Origin of the sequence: Bacillus mycoides (assembly GCF_018742245.1) — a bacterium.
Lineage (GTDB): Bacteria > Bacillota > Bacilli > Bacillales > Bacillaceae_G > Bacillus_A > Bacillus_A cereus_U.
On record NZ_CP036135.1, the window covers coordinates 77,611 to 94,983 of the forward strand.

The following is a 17,373-nucleotide window of genomic DNA, read 5'->3' on the forward strand; positions in this document are numbered from 1 at the left end:
AGCAAGAAGCATAAGATGGCCGTTTTAGTGTTGTCTATGAGTATAGTTAATTTTCAAAACGAAAGAAAGCTGCATAATTTTTAAAAATAATACCTAACTAGGTGTATTTAGCGTGCTCATTTTTAAGGGTAAATAGTATTTTAAGAGTTTTTTAGTTTATTTGAACGAAAGTTCATTTTGTTTCCGTTCTTAAGTTGATGGCATGTATGGTGACCCCTATCAAAAGATATTGATGGAAAAGATGTTGTAATCGATTTAGCGCGTGAAGAGAAAAATAAAGTATAAGATAAAAAATACAGTAAAAAAAGGACACGCTCGCCAGATACTCCTAGCAAGCGTGTTCTTTTACACTTTTCTACCAATGAAACTATTATTTTACTCCTACGTCATTCCAAGCTTTTTGTACAGCTTGATATGTCGCGCTATTAACGCCATCGTAATCAGCAACAGATTGTAATAAAGCAGCACGTGCTTTGCTGAAATCACTTGTTGGTGTTAAGTACGTTGTTAAAGCACGGTAGTAGATTTTTTCTGCTTTTTCCTTACCAATAGCATTGATTGTTAAATAAGCAGCTTTATTTGGAATACCGCTATTGATATGTACGCCGCCATTGTCTCCTTCTTCTGTTGGTGGTAAATATTGATAGTCATTCATATGAGCAGGTTGGCCATACTTTTCAGGATTTGATAAGCTGCGAAGTGCATCTCCTGCAACTTTTGGCGTAGTTACAGCTTCTCCTAAATCCCAGTTGGCTGGATCAACGAAATATCCAAATACATCAGAAAAAGATTCATTTAGTGCCCCGGATTGATTTAGGTATTCAAGCTCAGCTGACTTTTCAGTTACCGCATGTGTTAGTTCGTGTGCAACAACATCAAGCGAACCTGAAAGCGGTGCGAATTCAACACCATCGCCATCACCATAAACCATTTGTTGTCCATTCCAGAATGCATTATTGTAGTTGGTTCCGAAATTGATTCCAGAACGAATCGTTGCACCTTTTCCATCAAAACTGTTACGGTTATGAACATTTTTATAATAATCATATACTTTTCCTGCATTAAAATGAGCATCAACTGCAGGAGCTTGGCTCTTATCTATCCAAGCATTATCTTTATCGAATAGAGCGTAATTATCTGGATTTTGCCAATCAGTGCCATGATTAGTTGTAGTTGTCTCAATAACGCCACCATTCATCGGCTTTGTTGTGTCTTTTAAATAGTATTTTCCATATTGACTGCTATAAGTTGTATTCAGGCTTTTTCGATCCCCTAATACGCCGTTGCCATAGCCTTTTTGCGGAGTATCTGCATCCGTAACTGCATTATATGAATTTACAATTGTTCCATCTTCTGCGTTTACATAGATTTTCCAGTTTGCTCCATAAGGTTTAATGAATTGTAATTGTACTTTATAAGTTAAGTAATAATTCCCGTCTTTTTCATAAACAACTAAATCTGCCTTTTCATTTGTAGATTTTACGGTTTCTTTCATTTGTTCTAACGGAGTCCCATTTGTTTCTACAAATGTATCTTTTTTTGCTAGATTAATATGTTTCCATGCATTTGAAAGGGCAGTTTCATTTGAAATCTTTGCCTTTGTATTTCCTTTCAAACGTTCAGCGGCAGCGGGATGTACGTCTCCGTTTACCGTTGTTACTTTGCCCTCACGATTTGTATGAACAATGAAACGTGCACCATCAACTGGAACTTTATTAATAGATTGAATGTACACATAATGTTTCATTCCTAAATCATCTGACTTTACTTCTTTCAGTGTTAAGTCAGTTTGTGGGTTGATTTTAAATAATTCCTTATTTTCTTCAAGGAACGATTTTACCTCTTTTTCTGAATCTACTTTTTTATCAGATAATTTTCCTGAAAGGAAAGATGGATTTCCTTGTTCATCATTCCACTTTTTTTGAACGACTTCCATTTTGTCCAAAGCTTCTTGCTGCGATACTTGTTCTTCTGCAAAGGCATTTGAAAATGGAGCCCCTAAAACCATTCCGGTTGCTAGTAATGTAACGACGGATTTCTTCATTTTTATTTCTCCTCTCAATACTACGTATAATAAAGATGTATCTTATTAAGGAATTATACAGAAAAAACATTATCTTGTTATTATAAATGCAAAATTACATATTTTTTTAAAATTCTAATATTTCTAACGTTCTATTAGCTCCTTGTTATAGAAACATCCTTTCTCACAATGATTTATGGATGGAGGAATTTAGGATGTAATGTTGCTAAACACTCTGTTCCAAAGGTTTTATCATTATTTTTTCCTGGTTCAACTTGAGAATTTAAAGACTGTCCACTATGTAAATCATATTCTAACTGAATTTTTATACCCGCTGTTTGTGCACAACCACCTGATCCAGGATACACACTAGCTAAATGTTTTGGCACTTGGAAAATCGTTGCATCTAAAATACGAATTCGTTGAAAATAAGCAATTGAAGAGCTTGGAATTACTGATGGTTCACAAGTTTTATTTTTTAATCATAAAGAGAAAATATGTTTTAAAAAGCAAACAGCTTTTTTATAGAAACGTTTATTGAGTCCTTCCGGATTAATAAAAGTTCCTGTTGCTGCATGAAGTTGACCGCATAGTCTAACTAAAGAATTACTCGCTACTCGTTGACTAATCCAAACACAGATAGTGGCTAAATCGTGGCCCGAAAACTTACGCTTTCGTTGTACAAAGTCTAGTTCTCTAGCAAGTAATTCTAAAAATGAAGGCGTAAGATATTGATGTAATTCTTCAGAAAATAGTTGTAATTCATCTTGAATTGAGAGATTCATAAAAAACGTCATCCTTTCTAATTTAGCTTATTTAGAAAAGATAACGTTTTTGTATTTGAGGATACTAAAATTTCTTAAGTTGATGGGGTATCGCCGATTTGGAAATCGAAATAAAGAAGTACCAAAAAGCAAATTTAAATATGTAGAAGAAACAAATGTATTTGCTTGTCCGATGGGATCTATTTTAGAGTATGCGAGAACCGATAGAGAAGGCTATCGTCAATATAAGTCTGATCCAACAGATTGTGTAGTTTGTTCATTGCGTGATAAATGTTTTTCAAAAAAACAAAAACAGAAAGATATTACACATCATATTTGGGAGGAATATAAAGATATTGCCAGAAAAAACAAATTAACAAGTACAGATAAAAAACTATACAAGGTACGCTGCTCGACTATAGAGCGAAGCTTTGCGGACGCCAAAGAACTAAATGGCTATCGATACGCGCGGTTTCGAGGGCTGAAGTCTGTCCAAATGCAAGCGTGTCTCATCGCAGCTTATCAAAACATGAAAAAATAGCTCTCCATCTAACCAAAAGGAGTCTGGTGGAGGGCTATTTTTCTAAATTCTATTATTTTATATTGTTTTCTTTCGCTAAAATCAAAAAAGATTTCCCAACACTCTGAAAGAAAAGACGCTTTAAAGCGTCTTTTCTTTATTTTTATAATTTAGTTGTCTGACGCTTGATAATCATAAATCTTTTCACGAATAGCGGATGCAATAAATTCTTCAATAGAACTGTTCGTTTCTTTTACAATGTTTGTGATTGCATGGTATTCACTGCTTGTTATCGTTACTGCTTTAGTAACACTACGGCTATCTAAATACACACTAAAATTAACACGTCTTGTTAATTTTCCTTCTATTATATATGGGGTTAAAGAATCAATCCATTCTACCTGCATTTGCATTGGTAATTGAATAATGGATTGACGAACATCAAAGTACCAAAAACCATCTTCCTCAGAAACCTTAATATTTCTTGGTGATACATACTGTAGTATTAAGTCAATTAAGTGAAAAATGTTACTTCGCAATTGATTTGATTTAGGAAAACGAAACTTTACAAATTTTTGGTGATGACTTCTTGGTTTATCGGATAAAATATATGCAGGCTTATATCCCATTTTAATTGAATCTTCTAGTGTCATATTGTTTCCAAACTCATCAATAAGCACAATATCTCCGCGCTTCGGAATGGATATAATGCGTGCTAATTTATTACCTTCTATAAATTTTTGGAACAATACAACATTATATTTTTGTGAGAATGTATACAGCGTATTGGCCTGATCCAATTGCTGTACCAATCCGTGTATTTCTTCCTCATTTACAAATTTAGTCTCACGATTACGATGTTTCTGTATAGTGCAAGTCAATACTCCTTCTTCTATCCACTTTTCAAGTTGATACATGCTCACATTATAATCTTTTGCTGCCTGATATAAGGTAATTCCCTCTGTTTCACGATCTTCTTTGAGCTTTTCTATGTCTTCCCGCTTAAATAAAAAGCTACCATCTAAACGCCAGGTCTCTCGATTAATTGGAATTAATTGTCCTTGTTTCATAAGAGTATTAAAAATGAAGCTACTAATTCCTAAATAAGCTTTTACTTCATTCGTATTCATATTTATTTCCTGTCTTTCAAACATACCTTTTCCTCCTATGTGTAAACTTCTGTTATGTAAAATCGATAATTTTATTATGTAAAGTTAAATTGATAAAAATATATAATGTGAATTACATTATAACACAATTATAACTTAATTTATTTTTAAAATAAATGTAATGTAAATTCACTTTCTAATTAAATTATCTTTTATATAATTATAAATTATATTAAAGATAATTTATAAAAACAATTAGATAATAACTATAGAAAATAGAACATTTTCTATAGTTGTTTTACACTTTCATTTTTATAAAGTTTAATTTTACTTTCTAAATAATTTTGAATAAACTTAAGTTATAATAATAGATATAAAGGTAATTAATAAGGAGTTGAAGAATAATGAAATTTGAATTGAATACAATTCATAGTGAAACTTCTTTAGAAAATATAGAAAAACAAAAACAAGATTTCGCTAACATAATTGCAATATGGAATTGTGATTATATAAATGAAGCTGAATTTAAAAAGGAAAATAACGAAAGAGAAGATTCATATACATACAAGGGATTTTCAGATGAAGAAATATTGTATTACTACTTGAACCGACAAACACATTTTGATCAGGAGAAGCGTATAAAGGATGAATCAAGAACTCTATACGCTCGTGATTTAAGCCAGTTTTACTTCTTTATCAAACAAAGTACTGAATTTCTGCAGCAAGATGTAAAAGACTATAAAGTTGGCCGAGTCTGGAGGAATCTAAGAAAGCGCCATATCCGTAACTATCAAAAATGGCTGTCCCAGGACGCAATCTCCTATCAATCAAAAGTAAAATACAAGGCATCTACGATTAGTCGGAAGCTTGGTGTAATCCGTTCTTATTTAAAATGGCTATACGAAATCCAATATATCCAGGAGCCTCTTCATGTAGAAATTCTAAGCACGGCGGTGAATAAACAACATAAACCAAAGCGTGAGTTATCATATGAGGAAGTGAAGCAACTACTAAACTACTACAAGGATAATGAAATTAACTATGCTTTATTATCAGTCCTTGCTACTACAGGGTTACGTGTTGCAGAGGTGGCCCATGCAAAGTGGGAAGCTCTTGAGTATGACGCTATACGAGGACGTTACTATTTAACAGTTGATACAAAGGGAGATAATGAACGGATTGTTTCTATTAATAAGGAGATTTTTAATCGTATTGCCGCGTTTCGAATTCGAAGAAGATTACATATAGACATTGGGAATACAAATGGTGGAACGATATTTCAAACTAAGAACCATACAGCTTATAGAGAGAATTACTTGTCACAATATATTTCTAAAATCATTAAAGATACTCAGTTACCCTTTACAGAGAACATCCGAATTACTCCCCACTTCTTTAGACATTTTTATGTACAGTACTTGTATGATTACAAAGGATTACCACCTCATGTCATCGCAGCTGCAGTCGGTCATAAAAATGATCGGACTACGAAAGAAAATTATTTGAAGCAAAGATTGACGAAAGATAATGATGCCGGGAATCTAATTTTGGAAGATGAATTTTAATTTTAACGGCTCTATATTAGTATTACAGGACTTCAATACCGGTGCGTTTAGTTATGTAATTTTTATACAACTAAAATTGATTATCCGACCATTAATTTATGTTTATTATTACAAGTATTCATTAGTTCTTCGCCAAGATTCCCTAAAAATTGTCGTATCTATGGGGAATCGCGTAGAGCCTTGCTATAATAAAAATATAGATATATCATATTTATTGATAAGGAAGATTTAAATATGGAAAAGATACATAGAGTATTAAGTGATTTTTCTAAGGTTAATGAATATGATGGTGTAGGTAATGATTATAGACTATACCTTTTATCAGAAAATACACAAGAAGATATATGTGCTCTTATAAAAAAGGATATAAAAGCTACTAGTAATGACACAATAGGACTTATAAAGTTCAAAGATTGGCAGCAGGATTTCCTTTCTTGTGAATTTCCTGGAAGTGAAGAGTACTGGTTCGGAACAATACCAAGCGGATATGATTTGAAAGGATTAATACCGAAAGAATTTATCGTTTTCTGACAGAAGACTCCTTCCTCAAAAATGTGAAGGTGTGAAACACCAATTTTAGGTGGGAGATGAATGTCAGTAGGCGTAAGCCTACGTTTTTTTGTATACTTTAGATATACTATGAAAAAGTGAGGTGCAACCTATGTTAGTAAATAAAGCATATAAATTTCGTATCTACCCGAATAAGAAACAAGAAATAGTAATTGCTAAAACGATTGGTTGCAGTCGCTTTGTATTTAACCTTTTTTTAAATTGTGTTGCATATAAAAGTAGGCTATTTTGAGTAAATTATGTTGCGTTAGCAACCGTTTAAACGGGTTTTTTAGACATTAATACAGCACAATTAATATTGTGTTGTATTAATCATTCTTATTGCTTTTAAGAATTAAGTAGTTTTATGTTTAAATTGGTAAATTGACTTTTCTTTGAAAGTAGTCCACACTAAAACAGTTCACTTGTGAACTATACAATGTTGAACTATGTAAAAAGAGAGGAAGTTACTACAATGATACAAAAAAATCAGAACCTCAAAAAAGAAGCAGAAGTTGTACAGTCATTTGTAGCAATAAATAAAGAAATTATAAAATTTACAAATCAAAATGCCTCTAGTTTAGGATTAACAGCACAACAAATGGGAATCTTAAACACAATTTATAGAATTCCTAATATTACTCTTAAAAGTATTTCAGAACGACTTTCAGTCCCTAAAAGTACAGTGAGTGTAAATGTGGATGAATTAGTTAATCTAGGATTAATCGAACGAAATCCCTCATCAGAAGATCGTAGAGAGGTAAAATTAAAAGTAACAACGAAAGGTCAAGAAACATCAAAAAAATCTATTGAAAATTCTACTTCCTATAAAGCTATGTCATTAGCATTAGAACAACTTCAGGAGGCAGAAATTCAAACATTATTACATATTCATAAAAACTTATTAAATTCTCTACAGCAATCTAATTAATTTATACAAACTAGATTTTTAAATATTAAAGAGCCGCTTTACTCTTAACAGGGTAGAATGCGGCTCTTTTCTTATCAAAATTTGATTAGCGTGTTTTTTTTCAAAATTGCTGACGGTACCCCATCGCCATCAAGCTAAAAAATTGTATCCATAAAACGAAAAAAACGCTATTCTTTTTGTAGAAATATACAGAAAGGATGGCGTTTTTGTATGAATCTATCGATTCAAGATGAGTTTCATTTATTCGCTGTAGAACCACAGCCAGTTAAAAGACCTACCACTAATCCTATTGCAATAAGTTTCTTCAATTCGTATGCTCCTTTACATCTACATTTCTGTTCATTATATTGTTCTTACGAAATCTGTCGCTCTCATTTCAAATTGGATTATATTTGCATCCGAACTTTACCTCTTATCCCATAAGACATCGGATGCTGTCGTTTCCAAAGTACATTCTAATGTCTCTAATTTTGTAAGTCCATATTTTCTATTTAGTGCTTGCAATATTAACCAGTCTGATACATGAATATTACTACTTAAAAATGGCCCATGTAAATACGTACCTATCAGGTTTTTGTACAGAAGTCCTTCCTTTTTTTCTGTTGCATTATTCCCATATCCCTGTAGAACTTGACCGAGACAGTCAAAAGAATGGAATGTTTGGCCACTATGGTTTTCAAAACCCACTATTCTTCCGAATTTTTCAGATTGTACTCTTACATTCCCTACTAATCGCCCCACTGAGCCCGTGTCCTTACATGATGTATAAAATGGTAATATTCCTAAGCCTTGTATGATATCACTGTTTGCAGTTTCATAATAATCCCCTAATAGTTGATATCCTCCACAAATACAAAGTGCTGCTAAACCATCCTCTATTGCTGCTTTCAATTCTTTTCGAATTGAAAGCAATTGTTCTTGTACCATTCGTTGTTCATTGTCACTTCCGCCCCCAATAAAAATTAGATCAGCCTGAGATACAGGATAATCTTTTACTTGTTCCACATAATGAATATCGGCTTCTATTCCCCTCCATTCTAATTGTTTTTGTAGAATGGTTACATTCCCACGATCCCCATATAAATTAAGAGTATTGGGAAAGTAATGATAGATAATCAATTTTTTCATAGTACCTCCAGATTTTAAAAACGTAATCGGACCTTATATATAAATTCTAAGGAAAATACCCAATTTATATCGTTATTTTAAGTATCAACTCTCTATTCGGTGTATTTGCAATCTATATGCACTCAGTTAAATTATTAAACTAAATGTATATAGATACCATCTTATTTACGAAGGGGACACCGTTCCTTTAGTGGTTAAAAATTGCCGGGCAGTATTTAACCCTGTGTAATTACTAATTACGGACGTTTCATTCCCTGCCACAATGCTATTCTGTATAGCAGTAGAAATATTTGAGATAACTTTTATTCTATTCACAGGAATCCCCGCGTATTTTAAACGCACTGCAAGGTCATGGGCACGTGTTCCTGCACAAATTATATGGCTTACATTGGAGTTTGCTAATAGTTCATAATCTACATCCCAAATCCAAGAGATATCTTTCCCATCAGCAAGCAAGTCATTTAATATAAAAACATATTGTGTTATGTTTTTATTTTGTATGCAATAATCTATCGTACAGTTCATCCCCTGTGGATTTTTAGCTAAGTTTAGATGGTATATATTTTGTGCAATGCGAAAATTTTGCATACGTCCATTGCTCGGGTGATATTCTCTTAACCCTTTGTGAATTTGTTCATAACTAAAACCTAAAAATTCTCCGGTTTTTATAGCCGTTAGCATATTATATGCATTGTATTCACCCTTCAAATTGGAAGTATAGGATTGATTTTGTATAGTAATCGTTAAGCTATTTTGTGATTGAATTGAAGTAACCTCAACATCTAATACGGGACTACCCACAGAGCACGAACAAAAATATCTTCCAAGGTGTCCATAGTGAGTATGCGTATATTTTAATAGCCGACCACAACAACAATAGACGGCATCTCTAATATTACTTTTATGAAAATTCCCTACATGATTCTTTAAACCAAAATACATGGTTTTATTCTTTTGTTTAGTAAAATGTCTACTATATGGATCATCACCATTTAATAGCAAGTGAGCATCGCTAGAATGAATAGCGGTTTGTACTTTTGAAATCAGCGTATTGATTTCTCCATAACGATCCAGCTGATCTCGAAAGATATTTGTTACAACGATTAATTGAGGCTTTATTTGTTTCAGAACTTCGGTCATTGTCAATTCATCGACTTCGAGAACTGCTACTTTCACGTCTTGTATTTTCCCTCGTATATTACTTTTTTTTATAAAAGCAGAGGTAATTCCCTCTAATAAGTTAGATCCTTCTATATTACTGATATATTCACTTTTATTGGACTTAAAAATGGAAGAAACTAAATTACAAGTTGTTGTTTTTCCATTTGTACCGGTAATCAAAACCACGGTTTCCACCTGTGTCGCTAATTTTTGTAATGCATTCTTATATAAGTAATTCAGAATTTTCCCTGGAATGTTAGACCCATTAAAACCTAATTTTTTACTACTATATCCTGCCAACTTTCCAACTATCAATCCTATATAAAATAACAATTTTAATCTCCGTCCTTACTTGTTTCCTTCTAATTATTTAAAAAGACACTATTTAGATTATTAAAACGTTCTATCAAATTTCCAGTGTTATAAGTTTCTTTTACATCTCAAGTGAGCCAAGGTTCCTGTTCTCTGGTAGAGCAGTTCCTATATCATATAATCTTGGATTCTGGTGCAAAAACTTCAAACTAAACGAAAATGGTCTATCAAAAAAGAACAAGTTGATTTACAGAGTCGATCTGTCCAAAATCAGAATATCTTCATCAAGAAACTATTCGCGTTAATTGTTTAACAGAAGATGCCATTAGGAACCTCCTATCCTTTTTTACAATGTATTATAGTTCTCGCATCAGAACCTTTCATTCTACTTCCGGCATACAAACCTAATCATTAATATTTGTCTATTGTGGCCCCGAGAGAAGAAGATTTAATAAATTCTTTATTTTGATATTTCTTTAATTCATCAGGAGTACCAGTTACTACTGCTCCAATAATCTTCACCTTTTCTGGGTTTAATGTAGGATTATTCTTTTTTAATTTTGTTAATATTTCTTTTGCTTTATCAGCATATTCTCCATAAAACTCAGGGGATTTTAATGTATCTATAAAAAGTTCAGGAGATTGCCAGTCATTTTGTGAATGATACGGATAACCATATATGTTTCCACGACTAAAAGATCCTCCTTCTTCTTTAAACTCCTGCTGATTGATACTATGTATCTCTTCATCTGATTCAGTGTCTATCCAAAGCCATTCTGTATTTTGTTTATCTAAAAGTTTTTGAACCTCACTAATTGAATAAGGGCGATCAAAAGATAGTGCATATTCAACATATTTATTTGATCCTATGTCATCAAGTAAATTCAAATCATTAGGAACTTGCTTATATTGAACTTTCGGATGATAAAAAATAAGCTCTCTTTGTCCATTCTGACTGTTATAAATTTCCCAGCTTTTTCTTTTTTCGTTATAATGATTTATCGAATTAGACGATCCTTTTTCTGAACGAATAAGATTATAATGTCCTGTTGACGATTCCCAAGGTATGATACGCTCTCCTATTTTTTTCGAATACGTGTGAGTTGCGTCAACGGAAAAAGAATTCCAATTATAAAATGATGCATTTTGCTCAATATTAGGTTCAGTAATAGATAACCATACTCCTGTAGCATTATCTTCCTTTGTCAGACGCTCAGATAACCAATACTTGTTCCCTATAGTCAGTCCACTATATAATGCAATTAGTACACTTCCAGTAATAACTACATTTTTTATAATCGCTTTTCTTCTACCTTTATGCATTGTTTTTTCAAATTCCTTATCATCTAAAAAAAGTTCAGATGGATTTTCATCATTCTTTATGTTCATTTTGTTCCCTCCTATATATATCAATAAAAAGTTGTTTAGCTCGAAACACCGTTGTTTTAACAGTTCCAGTAGTAACTTCAAATAAAATGGATATATCTTCATACCGTAATCCTACTACATATTTTAGAATTAAAAATTCTCTATACCTTTTAGGAAGTAAATCTAATGTTTTTTGTATTTCACCGCTCTTCTCTTCCTGTAATAGACAATCTTCAGGTAAATCTGGTTCAAGATTTTCTAAGATACATAATTCAATTAAAAACTTATCTTTTCTTTTTTCCCTTCTCAAAATATCATAACTTCTGTTTATAGCTACTCTAAACAGCCAACTTTTCACTTTTTCAGGTGGAATACCTTCTAAGTTTTGAATATATTTTAAAGCTGTTTCTTGTACAATGTCTTCTGCATCCTCTTTAGATATTCCAAGTTTTAATAAATAGTTAAAAATAAAAGCTAGGTACTGCTTTAATCGTTTTTGAAAAACATCATCTCGCATCTGTTCCCTCCTACTATATTTATAACGATTAACTTTCAATTTGGTTGACAGGTTAATCAAATTTTTTTACATAATTTTAATTAAAACGCGAAAAGCTCCCTTATATCTTTGAACCGAACCCCGAATAGTGAACGCTTAAAAAAGTGGTTCTGGTACAAAAACTTTGAAGTATATGGAAATGGTCTATCAAACTTGGACATACTGATAGTACTACTCTATAAAATGTGTGTGATTAGTATGGAAAGGAGAATATATTTAAGTGGAAACATTAACAAACAGCCGTTTGGATTAACTGCTTAACAGGTGATGTTGTTAGGAATCCTTGATTCTTTTTTATTTATCATCTTTTTGCACCAGAACCTCTATGCACCTAATTTCGTTTTCAAAGAATATTTGGCCATAAAAAACTGCACCTCCAATTGTTAGTTATGTCTAACAATTGGAGGTGCAGTTCACCAATTAGCTTCTACTTTTCTATCTATTTACACACGTACAGCTGTACCGCTTATCGCAACCATTAACATTCCGTCGCGAACCACTTCGTAGTCTACATCGATACCAACAATTGCATTTGCTCCTTTTTGCGTTGCAAGTTGTTTCATTTCTTCCATCGCAATGTCACGAGCTTCTTTTAATTTACTTTCATAAGCACCAGAACGGCCACCTACAACGTCACGAACAGAAGCGAAGATGTCGCGTACGATATTTGCACCCATAATTGCTTCACCGTTTACGATGTCTATATACTCAATAATTTCTTTACCCTGAATAGTATTAGTTGTTGTTACGATCATTATTAACACACTCCTATAATCTCTAAAAATTTATTGTTGTTTCTTATAATCTTATTATTATTTTTAATGAATTTACCGAAAGAATTCTCCGTCCTCAAGTGTGTGAAGGCGATAGCCCAGCGGTCGGTGGGAGATGAATTTCGGTTTGGTATAGCCAAAAACTTTTGATAAACTAGCTATATGAAGTTCTTTGATAACTTGATATATGAGGTTGCAGGAAGAAAATAGAGTGCGAAAACCAAGCCATTCGGTTCTTGCGTAAAGATTCAATTTTCAATTCATTCCCATCAGAAAATGATACTGCTTCCACATTCTTTTGAATTCCCATATGGTCCACGCTTGTTTTCTTAACAACAATATTAAAATGTTTTCAATAATAAAAATAGTTTTTGTAAGTTTTGGAACTACTTTTGTAATTAAAAAAAGTATAAGACTTATGGTTAGTTGTTACTTTTGATAGCTAACGAATTAGTCCTAAGACAGCGGAACTAATTCCCTTGTTCCAAAGGTTATTTTATTGCTATTTATGCGAACGCTAATAGGTGTATTGCTTCATTTTTGATATTGATAGCTGCATTATAATCTCTATCGAGATTTACAGGGATTCAGTCCTATGCCCATTAACTTAAGAATTTTTACTACCCCTAAGTACAAAAAAACGTTACTCTTTCTTAATAATCTATAAGGAAGGGTGACGTTTTTATGAATCTCTCGATTCAAGAGGAATTAAAATCGTTCGCAGAAGAATTACAGCGCTATATCACACCTGTGTTTTTAGAGCAATTATCAAGAAAAATTGGATTTATTAAGCGAAAGCGTAAGTTTTCTGGCTCAGATTTAGCTATAATTTATATTTGGATTAGCCAACGGGTGGCAAGTGATCCTTTAGTTCGATTATGTAGTAGACTGCATGCTGCGGACAGGCACTTTACTTAGCCCTGAGGGTCTAAATAAACGCTTGTAAGATTTGCATTCTTTGGTGTGTTGCACGTAATCCATGTTTCTTTAAAATAGCAATATCTTCTGAAAAAAGTTTCTCTTTCATAATATGTAACCTCCTTACTTGGAGATAAAAATAGGTATTCGTCACAGAACAACGAATACCCAACATGAATAATGGTTGAGAATAGTTTTATAAAAATATCTTTATCTATTCGTTAATTAGTTTTTTGCTTTTTTAGTAATCGTTATAATCATAGGCAATACTTTCAGCTAAAATGCACACCTGAGAAGACTGCTTGCTTATCTCAGGTGACTCTTTCTTATCAATCGTAATAACAGTTAATTAAGGTCAAAACGATCTGCATTCATTACTTTAACCCAAGCAGCTACAAAGTCACGTACAAACTTTTCTTTGTTATCATCTTGTGCATAAACTTCTGCAATCGCACGTAGAACGGAGTTTGACCCGAACACTAGGTCAACTCTAGTTGCTGTTCTTACTACTTTACCTGTGTTGCGGTCACGTCCTTCGTATAAAGCTTCGTATAAAGCTCCGTCTACAGGCTTCCATTCTACACCAATGTCAAGAAGGTTCACAAAGAAGTCGTTAGTAAGTGTGCCTGCACGATCAGTGAATACACCCTGTTTTGTGCCGCCATAGTTTGTACCTAAAGCACGCATACCACCAATAAGGGCAGTCATTTCTGGTGCAGTAAGGCCTAGTAGTTGCGCTTTGTCTACAAGAAGTTCTTCTGGACTAATACTGTACTCTTTCTTTTGATAGTTACGGAAACCATCAGCAACAGGCTCTAGCACGTCAAAGCTTTCTGCATCAGTTTGCTCTTCAGTTGCATCACCACGTCCTGGAGCGAAAGGAACAGTCACATCAAAACCTGCTTCTTTAGCCGCTTTTTCTACCGCAGCAGTTCCACCTAGTACAATTAAGTCAGCAAGACTTACATTTTTCTCAAGATGACTTTGAATGTCTTCTAGTACTGAAAGGACTTTTGAAAGCTGTTCCGGTTGGTTCACTTCCCAATCTTTTTGTGGAGCAAGACGAATACGTGCACCATTTGCGCCACCACGATTATCTGAACCACGGAATGTGCTTGCTGAAGCCCAAGCAGTTGTAACTAGTTCGCTGATTGTAAGTCCTGAGTCAAGAATTAGTACTTTAATTTTTTCTACTTCTTCTTCTGTTAATTCATAATCAACAGTTGGAACAGGATCTTGCCATATAAGATCTTCCCGTGGAACCTCTGGACCGAGATATCTTGCTTTAGGACCCATATCACGGTGTAAAAGTTTAAACCATGCGCGAACAAATGCATCAGCAAACTCATCTGGATTTGCATGGAAACGACGTGAAATCTTCTCATAGATTGGGTCATGACGGAGTGCTAAATCAGATGTAAACATAACTGTCGGAACCTTCTTGGATGAATCTGCTGCATCTGGTGCAAGGTCTTTTTCATCAGGGTCTACAGCCATCCACTGATATGCTCCTGCAGGACTCTTAGTCAACCACCATTCATATCCGAATAATAAATCAAAGTATCCGTTATCCCATTGTGTTGGGTTAGCAGTCCAAGCACCTTCAAGACCACTAGTGATGGTGTCGCCACCTTTCCCACTTCCATATGAACTTAACCAACCTAAGCCTTGTGCTTCAATTGGAGCTGCCTCTGGCTCTGGACCAATTGAAGCAGCATCTCCTGCACCATGTGCCTTACCAAAAGTATGTCCGCCTGCAATTAATGCAACTGTGTCTTCATCATTCATACCCATACGTCCAAAGGTTTCGCGAATGTCGTGAGCACTTGCAATTGGATCTGGCTTACCGTCTGGACCTTCTGGGTTAACGTAAATTAGACCCATCTGAACGGCAGCAAGTGGATTTTCAAGCTCTCTTTCACCAGAGTAACGGTTAGTCCCTAGCATTTCTGTTTCAGTACCCCAGTAGATGTCTTCTTCTGGATGCCAAATGTCTGCACGTCCACCGCCGAAACCAAAAGGCTTAATACCCATTGATTCAAGAGCAACGTTACCTGTTAGAAGCAATAAGTCAGCCCAAGAGATCTTGTTACCGTATTTTTGCTTGATTGGCCATAGTAATCTACGTGCTTTATCAACGTTCGCGTTATCAGCCCAGCTGTTTAGTGGAGCAAAACGTTGGTTACCAGTTCCACCGCCTCCACGTCCGTCACCAGTACGGTATGTTCCTGCAGCATGCCAAGACATACGGATAAACATTGGACCATAGTGTCCATAGTCAGCAGGCCACCAATCTTGGCTGTCTGTCATTAGATCGTGAAGATCTTTTTTAAGAGCTTCATAATCTAGCTTTTTAAATTCATCAGCATAATTAAATTCTGTTCCCATAGGATTAGATTTTTTGTCATGCTGATGAAGAATGTTCAAGTTCAACTGGTTTGGCCACCAGTCTCTATTAGTCGTAGCACTAGATTTGTTACTAGTAACACCACCTTGACTAAATGGGCATCCTCCAGTATTAGCGTTGGTATTAGTGTCCATATTTGTTTCCCCTCTCCATTTCAATTAAGCAGCAAATAATTTGATTAACTTATTAAAACAAATTAACATATTTGATTTTTGCTCTCTTCTCATCACCTCATAGGAGTGAAAGTTAAGCACAACTAAATGATAGCACCTTTCATTTGAAAGTCAATATTATTTTATAATTATTATTAATAAGTGAACTATCAATAAATTCGCTTGTATGAAACTAATTTATATACTTTTTTCGGGATTTACACTTATATGTTTATGCGCAGATATAACCATATACTATAATCAATATACAAATAATGAATATATCATTTTTAGTTCATCAAAGAATCCTATTTTAATTGAAAAATTAGAAAAAACATTCCCCCTTAAATCAAAGTGGAAAACACAAGATTTCTTCAGATCACGCAATATACTCTTTTAAATCTCCTTTGTTAACTTTTTGTTACCCTCAGATAAGCTATCTATATGTTAAAATTAATCCGTATCCCACTAATTAATTTTGTTAGTTAGTGAAGTTCTCTCTCAAAAAGCCCCTAGGGAATAGGGGCCCTTTTCATTTTATAAACATATTATTCTACTTCAGCCCTTTTATCTATAAAGTAAATAAAAATCTTATGATAAAACTCCGTATGCTTTGCATACCCACGGATCATCACCCTTAACATAATTTTCCAAGAACATTTCCACTTTCACCTTTTTCCGTTCTCCATAATCATAATACTTTTGTAATAACCCTCTATATATTCTGTTTTCTCTTCTTCCGTATCAACTAATAGGGGTCATCATACATGCCCATCAACTTAAGAAAAGTAAACATCCAAAAAACAAAAAATGAGCGAACTTCCCAAAATAACTAACTGTAGAGAAAGAAAAATTTCATTTAGGGGGGTACCTCAAAACCTTGGCTTGATAGCGATGTAGCGCTACCACATAATGTGATTAAACTCTATTGCTGTTCTTGTTCCACTACTACACAGACCCCTAATATGAATCCGTTAAAAACATGTGTGATGCCTTATTTTCTTGTTAAAGGCCTCATTTGATTCAAATAACGATTTCATTGAAAAATACATAACAAAAAAGTAACAAATTATTCATCAAGTTATATATTACCGAGCACTATGCTAAAATAAAATAAATAACTCCCAATGCTAATGG

General features: G+C 33.8%; 11 protein-coding genes and 5 pseudogenes. 6 read left to right on the top strand and 10 right to left on the bottom strand.

Annotated elements, in window-relative coordinates:
• Positions 1-370: 370 nt before the first annotated feature.
• Positions 371-2,044 (bottom strand): M4 family metallopeptidase, encoded by a 1,674-nt coding sequence (locus tag EXW56_RS27055; RefSeq protein WP_215597690.1) that lies wholly within the window; start codon positions 2,042-2,044, stop codon positions 371-373.
• 191 nt (positions 2,045-2,235) lie between these two features.
• A pseudogene (locus EXW56_RS27060) lies at positions 2,236-2,808 on the bottom strand (IS4 family transposase); the annotation flags it as partial.
• A gap of 79 nt (positions 2,809-2,887) precedes the next feature.
• Here EXW56_RS27060 and EXW56_RS27065 point away from each other — a divergent pair.
• Positions 2,888-3,369, top strand: a pseudogene (locus EXW56_RS27065) (transposase); the annotation flags it as partial.
• Positions 3,370-3,477: 108 nt separating this feature from the next.
• On the opposite strand, the gene EXW56_RS27070 reads toward EXW56_RS27065, so the two are convergent.
• Positions 3,478-4,461: a DNA-binding protein gene (locus EXW56_RS27070; protein WP_215597691.1), complete on the bottom strand. Its 984-nt coding sequence runs from the start codon at positions 4,459-4,461 to the stop codon at positions 3,478-3,480.
• A 359-nt stretch (positions 4,462-4,820) separates the two neighbouring features.
• Between EXW56_RS27070 and EXW56_RS27075 the strand changes: the two genes are divergently transcribed.
• The 4 genes and pseudogenes from EXW56_RS27075 (at position 4,821) to EXW56_RS27090 (ending at position 7,461) form a co-directional block, all read left to right on the top strand.
• A complete protein-coding gene (locus tag EXW56_RS27075; protein WP_215597692.1) occupies positions 4,821-5,981 on the top strand; it encodes a tyrosine-type recombinase/integrase in 1,161 nt (386 codons plus the stop codon).
• A gap of 234 nt (positions 5,982-6,215) precedes the next feature.
• The gene (locus EXW56_RS27080) at positions 6,216-6,512 is read left to right on the top strand and encodes a hypothetical protein (protein ID WP_252197305.1); all 297 of its coding nucleotides are present in this window, start codon (positions 6,216-6,218) and stop codon (positions 6,510-6,512) included.
• A gap of 130 nt (positions 6,513-6,642) precedes the next feature.
• A pseudogene (locus EXW56_RS27085) lies at positions 6,643-6,750 on the top strand (helix-turn-helix domain-containing protein); the annotation flags it as partial.
• 255 nt (positions 6,751-7,005) lie between these two features.
• Positions 7,006-7,461 carry a MarR family winged helix-turn-helix transcriptional regulator gene (locus EXW56_RS27090; protein ID WP_215597693.1) on the top strand — a complete coding sequence of 152 codons (456 nt, stop codon included), beginning with the start codon at positions 7,006-7,008 and terminating at the stop codon, positions 7,459-7,461.
• A gap of 405 nt (positions 7,462-7,866) precedes the next feature.
• On the opposite strand, the gene EXW56_RS27095 is transcribed toward EXW56_RS27090, so the two are convergent.
• The 6 genes and pseudogenes from EXW56_RS27095 to EXW56_RS27120 form a co-directional block, all read right to left on the bottom strand.
• The gene (locus EXW56_RS27095; RefSeq protein WP_215597694.1) at positions 7,867-8,589 is read right to left on the bottom strand and encodes a type 1 glutamine amidotransferase; all 723 of its coding nucleotides are present in this window, start codon (positions 8,587-8,589) and stop codon (positions 7,867-7,869) included.
• A gap of 165 nt (positions 8,590-8,754) precedes the next feature.
• Positions 8,755-10,083: a MurT ligase domain-containing protein gene (locus EXW56_RS27100; protein WP_215597695.1), complete on the bottom strand. Its 1,329-nt coding sequence runs from the start codon at positions 10,081-10,083 to the stop codon at positions 8,755-8,757.
• A 390-nt stretch (positions 10,084-10,473) separates the two neighbouring features.
• On the bottom strand, positions 10,474-11,451 hold the full coding sequence (locus EXW56_RS27105) for an anti sigma factor C-terminal domain-containing protein (RefSeq protein ID WP_097906008.1): 978 nt from the start codon (positions 11,449-11,451) through the stop codon (positions 10,474-10,476).
• The gene (locus tag EXW56_RS27110) at positions 11,435-11,947 is read right to left on the bottom strand and encodes an RNA polymerase sigma factor (protein WP_097906007.1); all 513 of its coding nucleotides are present in this window, start codon (positions 11,945-11,947) and stop codon (positions 11,435-11,437) included. Before EXW56_RS27110 ends, EXW56_RS27105 begins: the two co-directional genes overlap by 17 nt.
• Positions 11,948-12,429: 482 nt before the next feature.
• The gene (locus tag EXW56_RS27115) at positions 12,430-12,741 is read right to left on the bottom strand and encodes a heavy metal-binding domain-containing protein (RefSeq protein WP_000637485.1); all 312 of its coding nucleotides are present in this window, start codon (positions 12,739-12,741) and stop codon (positions 12,430-12,432) included.
• A 524-nt stretch (positions 12,742-13,265) separates the two neighbouring features.
• Positions 13,266-13,340: pseudogene (locus EXW56_RS27120) on the bottom strand (RNA-guided endonuclease InsQ/TnpB family protein); the annotation flags it as partial.
• A 103-nt stretch (positions 13,341-13,443) separates the two neighbouring features.
• Here EXW56_RS27120 and EXW56_RS27125 point away from each other — a divergent pair.
• Positions 13,444-13,699: pseudogene (locus EXW56_RS27125) on the top strand (IS4 family transposase); the annotation flags it as partial.
• Positions 13,700-14,022: 323 nt separating this feature from the next.
• Here EXW56_RS27125 and katG read toward each other — a convergent pair.
• Positions 14,023-16,218, bottom strand: coding sequence for a catalase/peroxidase HPI (gene katG / locus EXW56_RS27130; protein WP_215597696.1), 2,196 nt, complete (start codon positions 16,216-16,218; stop codon positions 14,023-14,025).
• Positions 16,219-17,373: the final 1,155 nt, after the last annotated feature.